Genomic DNA, 18,749 nt, shown 5'->3' with positions numbered 1-18,749 from the left:
CGGGTGTGCACCTCTTCCGTCAGGGCCGGAAAAGGTCGTTGACCTGGTGTTTCGTTGATGTGCCGGCCGGTCCGGGCGATCGGTGGCGAGTTCCCGCCAGGTGTCCGAAAGCCGACATAATGCGACACCGCCGGAAAACCAGTGGGGCGGAGAGACGGGGCCGGGCTAGCATGCGGGCGCGTGAGCACGAGACTGCGCGCGATCGCGGCCGCCAACGCCGAGATCGCCGCCACAGGCGCGTACACCACCACCGAAGGGGTCGAGGTCGTCGTGGGGCCGGCCCTTGCGGCGGCGCTCGCGGGCACCGTGAGCTACCCGCCCGGCGACCTGGTCGAGCCGCCCGCGCCACGCCCCGGCGTCCGCACGACGTTCGAGGTGACCCCGGAGGGCAGCCTGCAGGCCGCGCGGCGGCTCCACCTCGACGGAGCCGGCCACATCGCGGTGCTCAACTTCGCCTCGGCCCGCAACCCCGGCGGCGGCTACCTCGGGGGAGCCAAGGCGCAGGAGGAGGACCTGTGCCGCCACTCCCTGCTGCATCCCTGCCTCCTGCGGGCGCCTGACTACTACGCCGCCCACCGCGCCTCGCCCGACCTCCTCTACAGCCACCGCGTCATCTGGTCGCCCGGCGTGCCCGTGCACAGGGGCTCCGGCGGCGGGCTGGTCGCCGAGCCGTTCCCGGTGTCGTTCCTGACCTCCCCGGCGCCGAACGCGGGAGAGGTGCTGCGCCGCGACCCCGGCCGCCGCGAGGAGATCCGCCGGGCGCTGCACGAGCGCGCCGGGCGCGTGCTCGCCGTCGCCGCCCGCCACGGCGCCCGCCGGCTCGTCCTCGGCGCGTGGGGCTGCGGCGTGTTCCGCAACGACCCCCGCGAGGTCGCCGCGGCCTTCCACGACCACCTCACGGGCGCGTACGCGACGGCGTTCGACCAGGTCGTCCTCGCCGTCTGGGACCGCGCGAAGGAGTCCGCCAACCGGGCCGCCTTCGCCGCACGTTTCGCGTGACCCGGCAAGGGGTGGAGGGCAAGGGGTGGATGCGGGGTGCTCTTTGATCTAGCCTGAGCAGGCGAGGGGAGTACTTCCCAAGAGCCGGCCCGGTCAATACGGACGTCCCGCGCGTCCCCGGGCGGTCGCCCCTGTCGGGGTGAAGGAGACCTCGAACGGTTCGAGCGTTCGAGGGAGGCTTCCCATGCTCGCGGGCACACTGTCGCGTGCCGTCGAGTCGCGTGCCGGGCTGGACGGCATCGCCACCCCCGCGCTGTGGTCGGCCACGGTCGCGGCGTCGATGCTGCTGCTGGCGATCGACCTCGTCCTGACCCGCCGTTCCCGCGCGGAACGCATGGGGAGGGCGGTCGGCTGGTCCGTCTTCTACCTGGTGCTGCCCCTGGCTTTCGGAGCCGGGCTGTGGGCCGCGTTCGGGGGCGCGACGGCGGTGGAGTTCTTCACCGGGTTCGTGGTCGAGAAGTCGTTGTCGGTGGACCACCTGTTCGTGTTCATGCTGCTGCTGTCGGCGTTCGCGGTGCCGTCCGCCCCGGCCCGGCAGGTGCTGCTGTACGGGATCGCCGGGGCGCTGCTCCTGCGGGGCGTGCTCGTCGGGCTGGGGGCCGCCGCACTGGGGAGCGGCACGTGGGCGTTGCTGCTGTTCGGCGCCGTCGTCATCGTCGCCGCCGGGAAGATCCTCAACGACGACGGGCGCGAGCTGGACGTCCGGTCCATGCGGAGCGTACGGCTGATGCGCCGTTTCGCGCCCGTCACCGGGGACCACCGGGGGTCCCGGCTCTTCGTGCGGGACAGGGGGCGGCTCGCTTCGACCCCGCCGGCGTTGGCGGTGGTCGCGATCCTGGCCACGGACGTCGTCTTCGCCGCGGGCTCCGTGCCGGCCGGGTACGGGGTCACCGACGATCCGTACCTGGTGTTCGCCGCCAACGCGTTCGCCCTGCTCGGCCTGCGGGCGCTGTACGTCGTGCTGCGGGGCGGGCCGGTGAGGCCGCGCCACCTCGGCCACGGGCTCAGCGTCATCCTGGCGTTCATCGCGGTCAAGCTGGTCCTGCGCTGGGCGCACGGGATCTGGACGTGGGTGCCGGAGGTGCCGGCTTCGGCCTCGCTCGCGTTCATCGTGGCGGTCCTCGTCGTCGTCACGGCCACCAGCCTGATCGCCGGCCGCCGCGCCCGCCTCCGAGCCGCCGCCGAGGCCCGGGCGGGTCGCGTACCGGAGGCTCGGAAGTCCTGGTCGGCCGCCATCCGCATCCCCGAGGAGGACGGCGTGGCCCGCGGGGAGCGGGCGGAGGAGGACTGGGAGTCCCGAGAGGTACGCGAGGCGATCCGCGACTTCGACGACTTCCACGACTTCCACGACTTCCGAGACTTCCGTGGCCTCCGTGACCGTGACCTCCATGATCTGCCTGACTCAGGTGACTGTCGCGGCTTGCGTGACCTGCGTGACCGTCCGCGCGGGCAGGCGCGCTTGCGCGGAGCCATCGGTCACCACGGCCCTGGACCGCCCTCCGCCTGACCCGCACGGCCGGGCGCGACGCCGGCACAGCCGGAGATCGCTCCGGCCCCGCCCGCTCCACCCGGCTCCCGCCTGACCGGCGGCACGAACGCCCGCCCCCGCGGCCAACGACGTCCGCGGGAGGCGGGGATCACTCGCCGCCCACGGCCGATGACGTCCGTGGGCGGCGAGTAGGGGAACGCTCGCCCTCGCGGCCGACGATGTCCGCGAGGGCGAGCCAGCCCCGCGCGAGCCGTCCGGCCGGAGCGGGGAATCCGGGTGGGGGTGGCTACGGATCGCCAGGATGGGGAAAATCACCGTGAGGGATTAGCGTGCAAGGGGTGTCGTCCCGCCGCAGGGCGGTGCCGGGGTCCGGCTCCGTCCCTGGAGTGAGAAGTCCTGACGTTCGACCGGAGGGGAAGCGATCGTGGGGTCTTTCGTGGGCGAGGTGCTGCCCCCGGACGACGTCGTCGTCACGGCCCTGCGAGCCGGCGATGAGACGATGTTCGCCGCGCTGCTCGACACCTGGTCCCACGGCATGTTGCGGGTGGCCAGGTCGTACGTGTCCACCGACCACTCCGCCGAGGAGGTCGTCCAGGACACCTGGCTGGCGGTGATCGACGGCATCGACGGCTTCGAAGGGCGTTCCTCGGTCAAGACGTGGGTCTACCGCATCCTGGTCAACACCGCGAAGAAACGCGGCCTGCGGGAGAGCCGCACCCTGCCGTGGAGCGCCTTCGAGCAGGACGGCCAGACGCTCGGCGGCCACGGCCCGCCACCCGGCGGCAGGGCGGAGTTCACCGCCGCCTGGCCGACGCCCGAGGGGGAGGCGCTGGCCGCGGAGGCGCGGGGGCTCATCGCCGAGGCCCTGGGCAGGCTGCCGCCCCGCCAGCGCGTCGTGATCACGCTGCGCGACGTGGAGGGCTGCACCTCCGAGGAGGTCTGCGACATCCTGGAGATCTCGGCGGCCAACCAGCGGGTGCTGCTCCACCGGGCGCGGGCGACCGTGCGCGGCTGGCTCGCGAGCTACTACGACTCGGTGAAACAGCCGGATTGACGCCGAACGGCACCGTCCGGCCCGTTCAGCGGTCACAATAAGTGAAACGGTTCATCTCAGAGGCAAGGGCGGTCAACGTCGTGAAGCGGTTCACCTGCGACGAACTGGTGGAACACCTCACCGCCTACCTCGACGACGCCCTCGACACGCCCGCACGCGACGCCGTACGCGACCATCTGTCGCGCTGCGAGGGCTGCGGACGCTACTTCGACCAGTACCGCGCCACCATCCGCGTCCTCGGCGACCTGCCCACCAGGCCCCTGCCCCCCGAGACCCGCAGCCGCCTGCTCTCCACCTTCCGCACCCGCCGCGCCGACCACCTCACCGACGGCTGACACCAGGCCCGACAGGGCATACAGCCTGGGCGCGACCTCCTCCGTGATCCTCCGCTGAGGCGATCATCGTCTTCTGTCGCGGTCGGCGTCGCGGAGGACCGCTCGGGCCCGGGCCGCCATGGCCTCATCCACCATGTCGCCCTCGAAGGTGATCGCTCCCGCGCCGCGCGCCTGTGCCTCCTCCACGGCGGCGATCATCCGTCGGTAACGGGCGAGTTCCTCGGCGCCGGGCGAGAACACCTCGTTGATCACGGGGACGTGCGACGGGTGGATCGCCATCATGCCCTCGTAGCCGAGCGAGCAATTCTGCTCGGCGAAGGCACGCAGGAGGGGTTACCGGGGCGACGCCGAACCCGCCCGGGCGAATTTCTGGCGCCACTGGGTGTTCGGCGACCCCGACGGGGATCGGCGGGACTTCGACTACCACCGCGACCTGCGCCTGGCCCAGAGCCTTCGACAAGCTGACGCCGATCGTGCGCTGGGTGGAGCGGGGAATCGCCCCGGACGAGATCGTCGCGACGAAGTACGTGGACGACGACCCCGCCGGCGGGGTCGCGATGACCCGTTCCCTCGTGCCTTTCGCGGGTCCAGCGCCTACGGGCCGGCGCGGTGTCGTCCCGCGTGCTGCTCAGCGGCGGATGACGGCTTGTTGCAGCAGGCCGTGCAGGATGCGCTGCTGGTCGAGGGAGAGGCCGGCCAGCGGGGATTCCTGGGTGAGGAGCTGGAGGAGGCGTTCGCGCAGGGCGGTGCCCTCCTCGGTGAGAACCAGGTGTCTGGCGCGGCGGTCGGTGGGGTGCGGGTGGCGCTCGATCAGGCCCTGTTTCTCCAGCTTGTCGACGACGAAGGTGGCGTTGGACGGCTCGCAGCTCATGCGCTCGGCGAGCTCGCGCATGGTCATCGGCCCGGTCAGCTCCCGCAGTGCGGTCGCCTGGGCCGGGGTGAGGCCCAGGACGACGGCGCGGTCGCGCACGTGGTCGGCGATCTGCTGGGCCAGCCCGTTCACCAGCCCGCACAGCTCACGCTCGGCGGTGGCCCGTGACTCGGAGGGCGTCGTCATACGCTCATCCTAGCAAGTCCATCAAGCCAGAATATTTCTAGCTTGAATGTTTCTAGTTTGAAGCTTATGGTGGCGTCCTCGATCCGACACGGGAGGACATCATCATGACGAACGACCAGGGGGAACGGCTGCGACGCCCGGCGGGGATCCGCTCGGTGCGGCTGGGGGAGACGAAAGTGTCGTTCGTGCCCGACGGGGTCGTGCGGTTGCCGCCGCGCGGCTGGCTGCCCGACACCACTGACGAGGTCTGGGCCGCCCACCCCGAGTACCTGGACGCCTCCGGCCACCTCGTGGCGAGCCTCGGCGGCCTGCTGGTGGAGCACGGCGACCGCGCGCTGCTCATCGACGCCGGCTTCGGGCCGCAGTCGCTGCCGCCCGATCCCGGCACCCCGCGCGGTCCCATCCGCGGGGGCGCGCTCCTGGACAACCTGACCGCGCTCGGCCGTGAACCGGGGACGATCGAGGCGGTGGCCTTCTCCCACCTGCACGTCGACCACCTCGGCTGGGCCTGGCATCCGGCCCCCGGCGGCGACCGCCCCGCCTTCGCCCGCGCCGACTACCTCGTCGCCGAGCAGGAATGGGCCCGGCGGGAGGTGCTGGAGGCGCACGGCACGACCGAGGAGATCGTCGCCGCCCTGGCGCCGAGCGTGCGCACGGTGGCGGACGGGCAAGAGATCTTCCCCGGCGTACGGGTCCGGGTCACCGCCGGTCACACCCCTGGGCACGCGGAGTACGTCATCACCGGAGGCGGGCAGCGGCTGATCGCCTTCGGCGACACCGTGCACTCGCCGATCCAGTTCGACCACCCCGAATGGTCCGCCGGCAACGACCACGACCGCGCCCGCAGCGCCGCCCATCGCCGCCGTCTCGCCGACGAGCTGGCGGAGCCCGGCACGATCGGCTTCGGCGTCCACCTCGCCGACGTGGTCTTCGGCCGGGTGAGCCGGGACGGCGCCGGGCCCGCCTGGCGGCCGTTGGACGCCTGACCAGCCGAAATATGCCGATTTTGCCTGATTCGCGAAATTAGTCTGTAACGTTCGCGCGGCTCGCGGGTCTGTACTCCCGATGTGCCAGGCGAAGGGACAGCCATGATCGGGCTTACCGCCGAGAGCGCGCCGCTCAGGGGCGTCTCGGAGGTGGCGGACTTCGCGCGCCGCTGCTTCCGTTCCGACGCGGGCGACCGGGTGGGGGTGGAGCTGGAGTTTCTCGTGTTCGACCGTACGGACCCCACCCGGCCGGTGCCGCTGGCCAAGGTCGAGGGGGCACTGCCCCGGCTCGCCGGCGGGAGCAGGGTGACGTTCGAGCCGGGCGGCCAGCTCGAACTGTCCGGGCCGGCCGGGGCGCTGCCCGGCACGCTGGAGCGCCTGGCCGGTGACGTGGCCGCCGTGCGTGCCGCGTTGCGAGCGGAGGGGCTGGCGCTGGGCGGCGTCGGCCTCGACCCCGTGCGTCCCGCCCGCCGCCAGCTCCGGCAGCCGCGCTACGACGCGATGGCGGAGTTCCTCGGCCTCCCGTACGGGCCGCTGATGATGTGCTCGACCGCGTCCATCCAGGTCAACCTGGACCTGGGGGAGCGGCCGGAGATCCGGTGGGAGCGCGCGCACGTGCTCGGGCCGGTGCTGCTGGCCGCTTTCGCGAACTCGCCGCTGAGCGGCGGCCGGCCGTGCGGCTGGATGTCAGGACGCCAGGCCGTCTGGGCCGGCCTCGACCCCACCAGGACCGCGCCCGTGCCCCCCGACGCCGACCCGGCCGCCGCCTGGGCACGGTACCTGCTGGACGCCCGTCTCATGCTGGTGCGCGAGGACGACGGGGGATGCCGCCCGGTGCGCGACGGCTCGACGTTCCGCGACTGGCTGGCGGGCGGCGGCGAGCGCCCGCCCACCGCCGACGACCTGGCCTACCACGCCACCACCGTCTTCCCGCCGGTCCGGCCGCGGGGCTGGCTGGAGATCCGCTACCTCGACGCCCAGCGGCCGGACGCCTGGCCGGTGTGCGTGGCCGTGAGCCACGCCCTCGTCACCGACGACCGGGCCGCCGACGCCGCGCTGGCCGCCGCCGAGGAGTGCGGTACGGCGTGGGAGACGGCGGCGCGGTGCGGCCTGTCCGATCCCCGCCTGCGCCGGGCCGCCGAGGCGTGCTTCCGCGCCGCGCTGGAGGCCCTGCCCCGCATCGGCGCGGGCCCCGGCCTGACGGGCGAGGTGGCCGCGTTCGCCGACCGGTACGTGGCGGCGGGCCGCTCACCGGCGGCAGACCTGATCGACCCGATGTCGGGACGGCCCGTCCCGGCCTGGCTCAACGACGAAGGGCAGCAATGAACGACTTCAAGGAACGCATCGCCGCCGAGCTCATCGCCGTGCGCGACCGGTCCCTGGCCTACACCGAGGCCGACGAGGACCTGCTCGTACGCCAGCACTCCCCGCTGATGTCGCCCCTGGTGTGGGACCTCGCCCACGTCGGCAACTACGAGGAGCTGTGGGTGCTGCGCGAGGCAGCTGGGATCGACCCGGTGCGTCCTGAGATCGACGACATCTACGACGCGTTCAAGACGCCGCGGAAAGACCGTCCCAGCCTGCCCTTCCTCGGCCCGGCGGAGGCCCGCCGCTACATCGAGGGCGTGCGCGGGCGCGTCCTCGACGTGCTCGACCGGATCGACCTGGAGAACGCCTCGCCGCTGCACCGCGACGGCTTCGTGTTCGGCCTGGTGATCCAGCACGAGCACCAGCACGACGAGACCATGCTCGCCACGCTGCAACTGTCCGGGCAGCCGGGCCTGGTCCGCGACGGCGCCCTGCCGCCCGGCCGCGACGCCGGCCCGGAAGAGGTGTACGTGCCCGCCGGCGGATTCCTGATGGGCACCGACACGACGCCGTGGGCCTACGACAACGAACGCCCCGCCCACTGGGTGGACCTGCCCGGCTACTGGATCGACCGGCTGCCCGTCGGCAACCGCGCCTACGCGGCGTTCATCGAGGACGGCGGCTACGACGACCCCCGCTGGTGGACCCCCGAGGGCTGGCATTGGCGGCAGAGCACCGGCGCGACCACCCCGCTGTTCTGGGAGAACGACGGCCGCTCCTGGTGGCGCACCCGTTTCGGCCGCACCGAGCCCCTCCCGATGGACGAGCCCGTCCAGCACGTCTGCTGGTACGAGGCCGACGCCTACGCCCGCTGGGCGGGCAAGCGGCTGCCCACCGAGGCCGAGTGGGAGAAGGCGTGCGGCTGGGACCCCTACGAGCGGCGGGCCCGCCGCTACCCGTGGGGCGAGGCCGACCCGGGGCCGTCGCTGGCCAACCTGGGGCACCGCGCCGCCCGTCCCGCGCCGCTGGGCGCGTACCCGGGCGGGGCCGGCGCGTACGGGGCCGAGCAGATGGTGGGGGACGTGTGGGAGTGGACCGGCTCCTGGTTCCAGCCGTACCCGGGATTCCGGAGCTTCCCGTACAAGGAGTACAGCGAGGTGTTCTTCGGCCAGGAGTACCGCGTGCTGCGCGGCGGGTCGTGGGCGGCCGATCCGGCGGCGGTGCGGACGACGTTCAGGAACTGGGACTATCCGATCCGCCGGCAGATCTTCACCGGGTTCCGGTGCGCCCGCTCGGAGCTGGTCTGAGGTGTGCAGGCACGCCGCCTGGCTGGGCGCGCCCCGTCCGCTGGCCTGGCTCGTCCACGAGCCGGAGCACGGCCTGCTGCGGCAGTCGTACGCGCCCCGCAGGCAGCGCTTCGGCATGGTCAACGCCGACGGCTTCGGCATGGGCTGGTACGACGACGCGCGTCCGGAACCGGTCCGCTACCGCCGTTCCGTGCCCATCTGGACCGACGCCAACCTGCCCGCGCTCGCCGAGGTGGCCCGCTCGACGTGCCTGCTGGCCGCCGTCCGCTCGGCCACCGTCGGCATGCCGATCGAGGAGAGCGCCACCGCCCCGTTCGCCGACGGCGGCTGGCTGCTCAGCCACAACGGCCGGGTCAGCAGGGACGCGCTGCGCGACCTCGCCGACGACCTGCCCGACCGGGCCGAGAGCGCGTGTGACGCCGCCTGGGTCGCCGCGGCCGTGTTCCTGCGCGGGCGCGCCGGCGCCGGGCTCGCCGACGCGCTGGCCGAGGTCGTCGTACGGGCCGGGGAGAAGGACCCCGACGCCCGCCTGAACCTGCTCGCCTCCGACGGCACCTCCATCGCCGCGACCGTCTGGGGCGACACGCTCTTCCACCGCCGGTTGGACGACGGCGTCGTGGTGTCCAGCGAACCGCTCGACGACCTGCCGGGCTGGCAGGCCGTGCCCGAGCGGAGCCTGTTGACCGTCGGCCGCTCCGGCGTCCGCGTCCAGCCCCTCACCATCCGGGAGGTCTCATGACCGTGAGCCATTCACCCGTCCACGTGATCAACCACCTCGACCGCGACTATCTGCGCCAGGCGCTCGAACACGACGTCACCGTGGGCCTGACGTCGTCGCCGAAGTGGCTGCCGCCCAAATGGTTCTACGACGAGACCGGCAGCGCGCTGTTCTCCCGCATCACCCGGCTGCCCGAGTACTACCCGACCCGGCGCGAGCTCGCCATCCTGCGCGAACGCTCCCATGAGGTGGCCCGGGCCGGCGGCGCGGACACGCTCGTCGAGCTCGGATCCGGGACCAGCGAGAAGACCGTGCTGCTGCTGGAGGCGATCAAGGGCGCGGGCGTGCTGCGCGGCTACACCCCCGTCGACGTGGACGCCGTCACGCTGGAGTCCGCGGCCCGGCGGCTGTCCGTCCAGTACCCGGGCCTGGACGTGCGGCCGGTGTGCGCCGACTTCGAACGGCACCTGTCGCTGCTGCCGCAGAACGGGCGGCGCATGGTCGCCTTCCTCGGCGGCACCATCGGCAACCTGGAGCCGGACGCCCGCGCCGTCTTCCTCAAGGAGCTGCGGGCCGCGCTGCGGCCGGGGGAGTCGTTCCTGCTGGGCGCCGACCTGGTGAAGAACCCCGCGCGACTGGTGGCGGCGTACGACGACGCCGAAGGCGTGACGGCCGAGTTCAACCGGAACGTGCTCCGGGTGATCAACCGGGAGCTGCGCGCCGACTTCGAACCGGAGGCGTTCACGCACGTGGCCCGGTACGACGAGCACCATGAGTGGATCGAGATGCGGCTGCGGGCGAACCGGGACATGCGGGTGCGGATCGACGCGCTCGGGCTCGCGGTGGACTTCGCCGAAGGCGAGGAGACGCGTACGGAGATCAGCGCCAAGTTCCGCCCGGAGGGGCTGCGCGCGGAGCTGGAGGAGGCGGGCTTCCGCGTACGCCGCCACTACACGGACCCGGACGGCGACTTCACCCTCCTCCTCGCCGGCCGATGACCATCCGGCAGGCCCGCTCGCCACAGTCGGCGGCGCCACGTGCGGCGCAGTCGTCTCCGGTCGACGTGGGCGCGGTGTGGCGGGTGGCGCGTGACGTGATGCCGGCCGGGCATCTCGACGCGGCCGGGTGCAACGTGCCCAGCGACCGGGTGCTGGACGCGGTCGTGGGGCAGTTGCGGCTGGAGCGCGCACGCGGCGGGTACGCGGCCGTTCCCGACCTCGCCGATGCCAGGGCGGCGCTGGCCGCGCTGGTCGACGCCGCTCCCGCCGACGTGGCGTTCCTGGAGAGCGGTACGGCGGCGATGGCGGCGCTGCTCGGCGGATGGCGGCTCGCACGGGGCAGCCGCGTCGGCCACGCCCGCACCGAGTACGGCGGCACGGTCATGTTGCTGCGCCGCCTGGCCGCCCGGAACGGCTGGCGTCTCGTCGACCTGCCGGTGGACGGCGACGGCCGCCTCGGCCCCGAGGCGGTGCACTCGGGCCTGGACCTGGTGGTCGTCTCACACATCGGCTCCCACAGCGGCGTCGTCCAGCCGGCGCAGGAGATCGGCGCGCTGTGCCGGGCGGCCGCAGTCCCGCTCGTCCTGGACGTCTGCCAGTCGCTGGGGCACGTGGACGTGCGCGGCACGGGCGCGACCGCGTACGTGGGCACCTCCCGCAAGTGGCTGGCCGGCCCGCGCGGCGTCGGCTTCCTCGTCGTGCCCGGCCCGACCCCCGCCATGGACGCCGCCATGGACGCCGCCATGGACGCCGCCACGCCCACTCTCGGCGGCCACCGCTGGCCGGAAGCGACACCGTCGTCCGGCCACGGGCGAGCGGCGCAGGACGTGATCCCGTTGCCCGGGGCGGCGCGTTACGAGACCTCGGAAGGGGCGATCGCGGCGCGGGCCGGACTCGGGGTCGCCGTGCTGGAGCACCACGCGCTCGGGCCGCACGCCGTACACGCTCACCTCGCCGGCCTGGGCCGGCTCGCGCGCGGGCTGCTCGACGGGGCCGGCGGCTGGCGGGTGGCCGAGCCGTCGGACGAGCCGTCCGCGCTGGTCACCCTCCGGCCCCCGTCCGGCGACACGCCGGAGCGCGCCGCCGCCCGCGCCGCCGAGGCCTCGCTCCTGGTCTCCGTCGTCCCGTACGCACGGGCGCCGCTGCACCTGCGCGGACCCGTCCTGCGCGTCTCACCGCCGCCGGGCACACCGGAGGAGACCTTCCACCGTCTGGCGCGCGTTCTGGCCGCCTCCTGACTCACGGTCCGGCCGGGAGGAAGCGCTTGCGCAGGGCCGTCGCCAGGCGGCGGGTGAACGGTGAGGCGCAGGCCGGGCCGTGGAATGGTTGGGTGCCTCCGTCCGTGACGCCTTCGATGGTGGCGACGTCGGCGCCGGGATGGCACACCACGTCCGGCCCCGGCAGGTTCGCCAGCAGGAACTCGCCCCGGTCGGCGGCGGCGTCGGACGGGTGCGCCCCCGGGCGTACCCAGCGCAGCCGGTCGAGGTCGTCCAGCCGGTAGACGCCGGACCCGCGCGAGGTGACGACGCGCACGGGGCCGTGGGTGCCCAGCCGTACCTTGACGGTGAAGGGCCCGCCGGGCTGGGTGGCGCGCAGCAGGCTGAGCTGGTTGAACTCCTGCGGGTCCCCGAGCCAGCTCACCCGACCGCCCAGCATCACGCTCAGATGCCCGAGCACGAACGGCGGCAGCCCGACGACCTGCTGGTTGACCGCCGACACCTCGGTGCTCTCGTCGTGCCGCCACTTGATCGCCGTCACGTACACCCGCTCGTCGGGCGCGAGCAGCGCGCGCACGCCGAACAGCCCCGCCACGCCGTACCGTCGCCAGCCCCACAGCGCGATGCGTTCCGCGCACTCGATGAGCAGCGCGGCGGCGGGCGCCGGCCACGGGCGCGACCAGTCGGCGCCGGCGCCGCGCAGCGGCCCGACGCCCAGCTCGGGGACGCCGGTCGTCGCGTGCGAGGGACGGTCGGCGTACACGCGCACACCGCCCGCGCCGTCCGGGACGCTGAGCGCGGCGACGGCGCACGGCCACCCCTCCACGTACGCCGCCACCCGGTACGGCCCCAGCAGCCGCACCGCCCGCTCCATGTCACGCTCGCCCGACACGACCACGGTGCCGCGTCCGCCCGACGTCCCGCCCGACTGCACCACGACCCGCTCGGTGCCGACCGCGCGGCGCAGCTCGGCCGGGCTCCCCAGCCGCTCGGCGGGCACGCACCGGATCCGCGCCACGCGGGGCACGCCGGCCGCGCGCAGCACGTCGTCGAGGAGGTGCGGGGCCTCGACGACGGCCCGTACGGCGGGGTCGATCGCCGCGACGGTCCCGCCCGCGCCGGCCAGCTCCTGCAGGCGGTCGCCGTGCCAGGCGGAGATGACCGGCGGGCGGTCCAGCGTCACCAGGTGGCGGGCGGCGTCGTGCCGGACGCGGCGCAGCCAGCCGTTCCGCTCGGCCACCGAACGGGTGCGGGTGCGGTCCTCGGCGGCGACCACCATGCCGGGCAGGGCCGGCGCCCACGCCGCGTAGCAGCCGATGCCGAGCACGGGACGCAGCGCCTGGACGGGCGCGGGCCCGGTGTAGCCGGTGCGCAGCGCCGTACTGAACCGGTCCACCGTGACCAGGGGCCGCCCGGCCAGCGCCGCCAGCAACTCGGCCTGCGCCACCTCCGCCGCCGCGCCGGCCTCCCGCCCCGGCGCCTCCGGCACGTCCGCGCCGCCGGCGGTCGCCGAACCGCCCGTCTCCACACGCGCTCTCATGACGCCGCGTGTGGTCGGGCGCCAGAACGGGGGCGCTGCGCGGGGTGGGGTGGCTGGAGGGAGGTGCCGTGACCGGAGGGCGGGGCATGGGGCATGGGGGGCTCCTTCTCGGCCCGCGCCCGCGCCGGGGCGGGCCACCGTATCGCAGTCCGCACCTTGACGGTCTCTCGTGTACGCCGCATGGTCGAGAGCACGACGATGTGAAGCGATGTGAAGATGCCATGCCGCCACGGCGTACCCGCCCCGTCGCCAACCGGGCGCTCGCCGCGATGATCGAGCAGGCCGGCTGGACGCACGCCGCCACCGCGCGGCACGTCAACGCCGTGGCCGCCGAGAGCGGGCACCCGACGCACTACGACCGTTCTGCGGTGGGGCACTGGCTGAGCGGTACGGTGCCCCGCCCCGAGGCGGTGCACGCCGCGGTCGAGGCGTTCCGCCGCCGTCTCGGCCGCCCCGGCCTCACCCCGGCGCAGCTCGGCTGGCCGGACCCGGCGCACGCGCCGCCGCCCGACGACCCGTGGCGCGGCGACCCGGTGGCCCGGCTGGCCACGCTGGGGGAGGACGACCTGCTCAACCGGCGTACCGTGCTGACCGCGGGCACGTTCACGCTGGCGGTGTTGTCGAGCCTGTCCGCGCGCGCCGGGCGGCACCGCCGCGTCCCGGCCCGTGCCGGGGCGGGCGACGTGGCCCGCGTCCGCGCCGCCACCGCGAGCTTCGCCGACCTCGACGACCAGTACGGCGGCGGCCATGCCCGCTCCGCCGTCGCCGCGTACCTGTCGCGCGAGGTCACGCCGCTGCTGCGCGAGGCGACCGGCCGCGCCAGGCCGGACCTGTTCACGGCCGCGGCCGAGCTCGCCTACCTGGCGGCGTACATGGCCATGGACGCCGGGGCCAACGCCCTGGCCCAGCGGTACTACGTCAGCACCGTACGGCTCGCCGACGAGGCGGGCGACCTCGTCCTGCGCGCGACGGCGTTACGCAGCATGGCCGTGCAGGCCGCCGAGCTGGGCCACGACGGCGAGGCGCTGGCGCTGGCCGAGGCCGCCGCCTCCGCGCTCGGCCGGCACGGCCCCCGGCGCACGCTGGCCTGGATCACCGGCATGCGCGCCGAGGCGCACGCCGCCACCGGCACCCGCCGGGACGCGCTGACCCTGCTGCGCAACACGGAGACCCAGCTCGAACGCGCCGACTCCCCGCCCGAGAGCGAATGGACGGGCAACTACCGGCGCGAGTCGCTGGAGCACCAGATCGGGCTCACGCTCACCCGGCTCGGCGACCACGCCACCGCCGCCCGCCACTTCGAGGCGTCCATGAACGCCCGGCGCCCCGTCGAGCTGCGCACCCGCACGCTGATCGGCCTGCGGGCCGCACAGGCCCACCTGCGCGCGGGCGACCTGGACCGGGCCGCCGCCACCGCGCTGGGGCTGGGCGACGACGTACGGCTGATCGCCTCGGCCCGGGTACGCGACGAACTGCGCCGCCTGCGCGCCGGCTGGCAGCCGCAGCGCGCGAGCCCGCCGGTGGCCGAGGCCGACCGCGTGCTCGCCGCGGCCTGCCGCACCCGCCTGGTGTGAGCCCGCCGCCCGCTGCCTGCCCCGAGGGCGTGCTCACCCGCCTGGTGTGAGCCCGCGGCCCGGGGCGGCAGCGTTCGAAGTGCGCCCGCCTTACGCCGGCATGACGGTGCGGGCCGCGACCAGCTCGCCGTCCTGGAAGCCCGCCACGCGGATCACCCGGGCCGACCCCACCCCCGTCACGGGCACCGTCACGACCTCCGCCGTCACGTCCGCCGACGCGCGGGGCCGGCCGTCCACGTAGACGTCGGCCCGGTCCACCAGGTGCGTCGTGAGGGTCAGCTCGTCCGCGCCCACCTGCACGTCCAGCCGGCGCACGGGACGCGCCGCCAGCAGCTCCGCCGCGCGGGCCAGCAGGTCGGCGTTGTCCTCCAGGACGTCGCGGCGGGTCATCCGGTGGCGGTGCGAGGGCACCACCCCGAGGTCCTCGACCGGTGTGCCGGCCAGGTCGTGCACGCGCAGCGTCCGCCGGATCGACACCCGCATGTTCGCCTGTCCGGGAAGCGGCAGGTACGGGCTGTCCTCCTCCGGCGAGGGCTGCTCCATGAGCAGCTTGAGCAGCGCGTGCGTCCACACGTTCGCGCCGCCCGCGCCGGTGTTGTCGTCGGCGCCGAGGACGTCGCCGATCCCGTGGTCCTGGAAACCGGCCGCGAAGATGTCGGTCGCCGAGTAGCAGCGGGCGTCCGTGATCAGCACGACGGGGCCGAAGTACTGCTGGCCGATCGCGTTGGCCCCCTCCACCGGGGTGATCGGGAAGCCGCCGGAGTAGACGGCGCCGGTCTCCAGGGCCTGGTTCATCGACGGGCACCACGGGCCGAGGTCGACCGCGCCGGACGGGTTCTCCTCGTGCCGGCCGCACAGGCGCACGTTCAGCGGCGTCGTCACGAACTGCGCGGGCTCCGGCGTGATCGGGTGCGGGGTGAGCGTCTGCAGCAGGAACTCGGCGGCGTGGATGTGGCCGCCGCCGTTGCCGCGTACGTCGAGGACGAGCCCGTTCCGCGGCAGCAGCCGGGCCAGCCGGACGAACTCGACGACGAACTCGCCCGGGTCGTTGACGTTGAAGCTGAACACGCGGATGTGCCCGAACATGCCCGACGGCGTGACGATGCTCCTGGCCCGGAAGATCGACGGCATGGTCGTCGGCGGCTCGTCGCCCGGCTCGGCGGGCTCGGCCGTGAGCCGGGCGCCGTGCACGGTCTCGTGGGCGGTGGCGACCTGGGGGACGTACAGCTTCCTGACGGCCCGGCCGATCTCGTCGGTGCCGAGGTCGAGGCCCTGGGCGACGGCGGCGGCGGTGAGCCGGTCGGCGTCCACGAAGGACGGCAGGTTGTCGGTGACGCGCCACCGCTCGCGCAGCTCACGGACGATGCCGTCCGCGTCGACGTACGTGAGGACGACCCACGCCTCGTCCGGCGGCACGTGCATGATCAGCGGCCGGATGGTCAGCGACTCCAGGCCCCGCGCGTGCCGGGCCGCCGGGTTGCCGCCCGCGAACCTCGCCGCGTTCGCCTCCACCGCCCGGTCGATCGGCACCCCGTTCCAGTGGGTGACCTCCACGCCGGGCCCGAACCCCGGCGCCTCGAACCCCTCGACGGTCATCGTCACCACGTAGTGGCGCTCGTCGCCGGTGCAGTACTCCTCGACCAGGTACGGCAGGTAGGCGACCTTGCTCGCGTACGGCTCGGGCAGCAGATAGTTGGTGTGCAGGTCGCGTACGGAGTGGAAGATCTCCGACAGCTCGGCGTGGAAGCGCCACTCGGGGCCCATGGTCCCGGGGGTCTGCCGGTCGAGCCGCTGGGCGAGCAGCCGCAGGCGCTGCACCGGGTTGACCGCGTGCATGGCCTCCTTCATCGGCCGGTGCACGTAGTTCTGCTCGATGAGGACCAGCGCCTGCCGGACGAGGAGTCTCCTGTCGTCGAGCGTGAGCGTGTCGGCCGTGCGCAGGAAGTCCTGGAGCTCCTGTTTGGCCACCCCGCCAGCCGGTTCGGTCATGTCGGCACCCCTCCCGGTCGTCGCCTCCACGGCGCGATACCGGCACGGTCTCACGGCGCGGGACCCACTGCCATGGGAACGCAGTTATTTTACGAGTAAAACACCTGCTAAACTTGTCGGCAATGACTTTTCTCCCCTTTCGCCTGGTCAGGCCCCGTGTCCGGATGCCCGTCCGTTCCGCCCTGCGCCTGAGGCCGCTCGGCGACATCTGGCACAAGCACGCCGTCAGCGCGGTGGTGGCGCTCGCGCTCGCGATGATCACCCTGTACGCGCTGGACCGCCTCGACCTCGTCCTGTACGCCGCCGGCGGCGGCATGTGCGCCCTGTACGCGCACGGCCTGCCGTACGCCGCGCGGGCCCGGGCGCTGGCCGGGGTGGTGGCCGGGATGACCGGCAGCGTGGCCGTCGGGCTCGTCACCGCGGCGCTCACCGACTCGGTCGCCGTACGGGTCCTGGTGGCGGCCCTGCTGGCCGGGCTGCACAAGGCGGCCTGCGACGCCACCAGGATCGGGCCGCCGGGAAACGTCGTGCTCACGTTCATCACGGCCGGCGCCGTGTTCGTGCCCGAGCAGCGGCTCGCCGACGTCCCGCTGCACGTCGGGATCGGCCTGGTGGCCGGTGCGGTGGCCTGGCTGGTCGGCATGTCCCCCTGGCTCGTCCGCCCGGACGGCCCCGAACGCGTCGCCGTGGCCCGCGCCCTGGAAGCCACCGCCCGCCTCCTCCGCGCCCGCGCGAGGTTCGCCGCCGCCGATTCCGGTGGAAAGGACGGCGGGCGGGACCAGAGCGGTGTCTCCGGGGATGGCCGTAGCGGTGGGCCGCCGCAGGACGCGCTGCTGCGGGCTCGGCATGACGCGGCGGCCGCCGTGAACGCGGCCTGGCAGACGCTCCTGCGCGCCGGCGCTCCCCGGGACGGGCTCCGGCGCGTCCTAGTCCGCGCCGAGTCGGCCGCCGCCGGGTCGCCGGCGCTCGCCGTCGACGCCGACACGTTCACGACGTGGGCGTACGACCTGCGCAAGGGGCGTCCCCTCCCCGAGCCGCCGCCCGGCGACGCGCTGACGGCCGCGACCGAGCAGGCTGAGCTGGCCGGCATGGCCGCCGAACACCCTTCCCCGCGACGCGCCACCGCCGTGCGTACGCCGCGTCACACCGACGCCGGGCGGCTGCGGCGGGCACGCGATGGCGTCGCGGCGGAAGAGACGCCCGCGGTGGCACCGCGCCGGGGTCCGCGGGTCCGGAGGGGGACGCGGGCCCTCGGGGCCCGAGCGACGGGCGCCGCCGCGGGCGTGGCGCGGGCGACGCGTTCCGCGGTCTCCGGGATGAGGCCTGGGGTGCGGACCATCGCGACCGTGACCGCCGGATCGGCGGCCGCGGGCTGGCTGTCGATGGGGCTCGGGGTCGGGCGTCCGTACTGGGCCGTGGTGACGGCGGCGGCGGTGTTCGCGGCCAACACCACGCTGTCGTGGAGCCGCGCGCTCCAGCGCACCGTCGGCAACCTGCTCGGCGTGGCCCTGTTCACCTTGCTGGTGCCGGTGAGCCGGCTGGGGGCGCTCGCGCTCATCGTCACCGTGCTCGTGCTCCAGTTCGTCACGGAGGCGGCCGTCACCCGTAACTACTGGCTGGGCAGCGCGTTCATCGCGCCGATGGCCATGCTGATGACCGAGTTCGCCGGGGTTGAGCCGGTGCGGGAGATGGTGGCGGACCGCTGGCTGGACACCTGCCTCGGAGCGGCCGCGGGGCTGCTGGTGTGCGCGCTGCTCCCCGACCGCGGGGCCGCCCGGCGCGTACACGACGCACTCGACAGGCTCGAACGCCTCGTCGCCGGCCTCACCCCTCCCGCGCCGCTCGCGTCGGCTCCCGCGCCGTCCACGGGGTACGTGACCGCGACGGCCACGTCGGCTGCTGGACCGTTCGCGTCCGACGCCGGGCGGCGGGCCGCCTGCGACCGGCTCCGCGCCTCGCTGGTGGAGCTTCGTGAGGCCGCTGACACCGCGGCGGGGGAGTGGTGGAGCACGGAACTGCCCCAGGAGCGCATCGCCGCGGCCGAACGCACCGGCCACCACCGACTCGCCGAACTGACGACCACCCGCCGTCCGCCCCTGACCCGCCCCCCAACCTGTGCGCACGCTCGGTCGAGCTGCGGCGTGGCGTCTCCGTCGTGAAGCAGGTGCGGTCGGGCGC

The 18,749-nt window shown here is 74.4% G+C and carries 16 protein-coding genes; 12 read left to right on the top strand and 4 right to left on the bottom strand.

The annotated features are described in order from the left end of the window. Nucleotides 1-180 precede the first annotated feature (180 nt). From ACIBP6_RS20345 to ACIBP6_RS20330, 4 genes are all read left to right on the top strand, one after another. Complete coding sequence (locus ACIBP6_RS20345; RefSeq protein ID WP_397054221.1) at nt 181-999, top strand: TIGR02452 family protein; 819 nt, start codon at nt 181-183, stop codon at nt 997-999. Between the two features lie 184 nt (nt 1,000-1,183). After that, on the top strand, nt 1,184-2,506 hold the full coding sequence (locus ACIBP6_RS20340) for a TerC family protein (RefSeq protein ID WP_397054219.1): 1,323 nt from the start codon (nt 1,184-1,186) through the stop codon (nt 2,504-2,506). Between the two features lie 406 nt (nt 2,507-2,912). Next, on the top strand, nt 2,913-3,542 hold the full coding sequence (locus ACIBP6_RS20335) for an RNA polymerase sigma factor (RefSeq protein ID WP_397054217.1): 630 nt from the start codon (nt 2,913-2,915) through the stop codon (nt 3,540-3,542). Nucleotides 3,543-3,622: 80 nt separating this feature from the next. Continuing rightward, nucleotides 3,623-3,877, top strand: coding sequence for an anti-sigma factor family protein (locus ACIBP6_RS20330; RefSeq protein WP_397054215.1), 255 nt, complete (start codon nt 3,623-3,625; stop codon nt 3,875-3,877). Nucleotides 3,878-3,940: 63 nt separating this feature from the next. Here ACIBP6_RS20330 and ACIBP6_RS20325 read toward each other — a convergent pair whose 3' ends face one another. Both ACIBP6_RS20325 and ACIBP6_RS20320 read right to left on the bottom strand, forming a co-directional pair. After that, complete coding sequence (locus ACIBP6_RS20325; RefSeq protein ID WP_397054213.1) at nt 3,941-4,159, bottom strand: hypothetical protein; 219 nt, start codon at nt 4,157-4,159, stop codon at nt 3,941-3,943. Between the two features lie 346 nt (nt 4,160-4,505). Then, nucleotides 4,506-4,934 (bottom strand): MarR family winged helix-turn-helix transcriptional regulator, encoded by a 429-nt coding sequence (locus ACIBP6_RS20320; protein WP_397054211.1) that lies wholly within the window; start codon nt 4,932-4,934, stop codon nt 4,506-4,508. A 104-nt stretch (nt 4,935-5,038) separates the two neighbouring features. Between ACIBP6_RS20320 and ACIBP6_RS20315 the strand changes: the two genes are divergently transcribed. The 6 genes from ACIBP6_RS20315 (at nt 5,039) to ACIBP6_RS20290 (ending at nt 11,489) form a co-directional block, all read left to right on the top strand. Next, complete coding sequence (locus ACIBP6_RS20315) at nt 5,039-5,920, top strand: MBL fold metallo-hydrolase (protein WP_397054209.1); 882 nt, start codon at nt 5,039-5,041, stop codon at nt 5,918-5,920. 102 nt (nt 5,921-6,022) lie between these two features. After that, on the top strand, nt 6,023-7,246 hold the full coding sequence (gene egtA / locus ACIBP6_RS20310) for an ergothioneine biosynthesis glutamate--cysteine ligase EgtA (RefSeq protein WP_397054207.1): 1,224 nt from the start codon (nt 6,023-6,025) through the stop codon (nt 7,244-7,246). After that, on the top strand, nt 7,243-8,535 hold the full coding sequence (gene egtB / locus ACIBP6_RS20305; RefSeq protein ID WP_397054205.1) for an ergothioneine biosynthesis protein EgtB: 1,293 nt from the start codon (nt 7,243-7,245) through the stop codon (nt 8,533-8,535). Before egtA ends, egtB begins: the two co-directional genes overlap by 4 nt. A gap of 1 nt (nt 8,536) precedes the next feature. Beyond that, the gene (egtC, locus tag ACIBP6_RS20300) at nt 8,537-9,274 is read left to right on the top strand and encodes an ergothioneine biosynthesis protein EgtC (RefSeq protein WP_397054203.1); all 738 of its coding nucleotides are present in this window, start codon (nt 8,537-8,539) and stop codon (nt 9,272-9,274) included. Beyond that, entirely contained in the window at nt 9,271-10,251 is a 981-nt protein-coding gene (egtD, locus tag ACIBP6_RS20295; RefSeq protein ID WP_397054201.1) for an L-histidine N(alpha)-methyltransferase, read from the top strand. Before egtC ends, egtD begins: the two co-directional genes overlap by 4 nt. Next, entirely contained in the window at nt 10,248-11,489 is a 1,242-nt protein-coding gene (locus ACIBP6_RS20290) for an aminotransferase class V-fold PLP-dependent enzyme (RefSeq protein WP_397054199.1), read from the top strand. Before egtD ends, ACIBP6_RS20290 begins: the two co-directional genes overlap by 4 nt. Before the next feature lies 1 nt (nt 11,490). Here ACIBP6_RS20290 and ACIBP6_RS20285 read toward each other — a convergent pair whose 3' ends face one another. Beyond that, nucleotides 11,491-13,008, bottom strand: coding sequence for a hypothetical protein (locus ACIBP6_RS20285; RefSeq protein ID WP_397054197.1), 1,518 nt, complete (start codon nt 13,006-13,008; stop codon nt 11,491-11,493). A gap of 221 nt (nt 13,009-13,229) precedes the next feature. Here ACIBP6_RS20285 and ACIBP6_RS20280 point away from each other — a divergent pair, with 221 nt between their 5' ends. Further along, the gene (locus ACIBP6_RS20280; RefSeq protein ID WP_397054196.1) at nt 13,230-14,582 is read left to right on the top strand and encodes a hypothetical protein; all 1,353 of its coding nucleotides are present in this window, start codon (nt 13,230-13,232) and stop codon (nt 14,580-14,582) included. A 90-nt stretch (nt 14,583-14,672) separates the two neighbouring features. Here the strand turns inward: ACIBP6_RS20280 and ACIBP6_RS20275 are convergent, their stop codons facing one another. After that, complete coding sequence (locus ACIBP6_RS20275) at nt 14,673-16,571, bottom strand: S41 family peptidase (RefSeq protein WP_397054194.1); 1,899 nt, start codon at nt 16,569-16,571, stop codon at nt 14,673-14,675. A gap of 164 nt (nt 16,572-16,735) precedes the next feature. Here ACIBP6_RS20275 and ACIBP6_RS20270 point away from each other — a divergent pair, with 164 nt between their 5' ends. Next, a complete protein-coding gene (locus ACIBP6_RS20270; protein WP_397054192.1) occupies nt 16,736-18,730 on the top strand; it encodes an FUSC family protein in 1,995 nt (664 codons plus the stop codon). Nucleotides 18,731-18,749: the final 19 nt, after the last annotated feature.

The organism is Nonomuraea terrae, from assembly GCF_044465245.1.
GTDB lineage: Bacteria > Actinomycetota > Actinomycetes > Streptosporangiales > Streptosporangiaceae > Nonomuraea > Nonomuraea terrae.
Note: the sequence above shows the minus strand (reverse complement) of the source record. Positions and strands in the feature narration are given on the sequence as shown.

What these genes read in the sequence shown, in the direction of transcription:
- egtA (WP_397054207.1), top strand. Translation starts at nt 6,023, where the DNA reads ATGATCGGGCTTACCGCCGAGAGCGCGCCGCTCAGGGGCGTCTCGGAG.
- ACIBP6_RS20275 (WP_397054194.1), bottom strand. Translation starts at nt 16,571, where the DNA reads ATGACCGAACCGGCTGGCGGGGTGGCCAAACAGGAGCTCCAGGACTTC.
- ACIBP6_RS20320 (WP_397054211.1), bottom strand. Translation starts at nt 4,934, where the DNA reads ATGACGACGCCCTCCGAGTCACGGGCCACCGCCGAGCGTGAGCTGTGC.
- ACIBP6_RS20290 (WP_397054199.1), top strand. Translation starts at nt 10,248, where the DNA reads ATGACCATCCGGCAGGCCCGCTCGCCACAGTCGGCGGCGCCACGTGCG.
- ACIBP6_RS20280 (WP_397054196.1), top strand. Translation starts at nt 13,230, where the DNA reads ATGCCGCCACGGCGTACCCGCCCCGTCGCCAACCGGGCGCTCGCCGCG.
- ACIBP6_RS20325 (WP_397054213.1), bottom strand. Translation starts at nt 4,159, where the DNA reads ATGATGGCGATCCACCCGTCGCACGTCCCCGTGATCAACGAGGTGTTC.
- ACIBP6_RS20340 (WP_397054219.1), top strand. Translation starts at nt 1,184, where the DNA reads ATGCTCGCGGGCACACTGTCGCGTGCCGTCGAGTCGCGTGCCGGGCTG.
- egtB (WP_397054205.1), top strand. Translation starts at nt 7,243, where the DNA reads ATGAACGACTTCAAGGAACGCATCGCCGCCGAGCTCATCGCCGTGCGC.
- ACIBP6_RS20315 (WP_397054209.1), top strand. Translation starts at nt 5,039, where the DNA reads ATGACGAACGACCAGGGGGAACGGCTGCGACGCCCGGCGGGGATCCGC.
- egtD (WP_397054201.1), top strand. Translation starts at nt 9,271, where the DNA reads ATGACCGTGAGCCATTCACCCGTCCACGTGATCAACCACCTCGACCGC.
- ACIBP6_RS20270 (WP_397054192.1), top strand. Translation starts at nt 16,736, where the DNA reads ATGCCCGTCCGTTCCGCCCTGCGCCTGAGGCCGCTCGGCGACATCTGG.
- ACIBP6_RS20285 (WP_397054197.1), bottom strand. Translation starts at nt 13,008, where the DNA reads ATGAGAGCGCGTGTGGAGACGGGCGGTTCGGCGACCGCCGGCGGCGCG.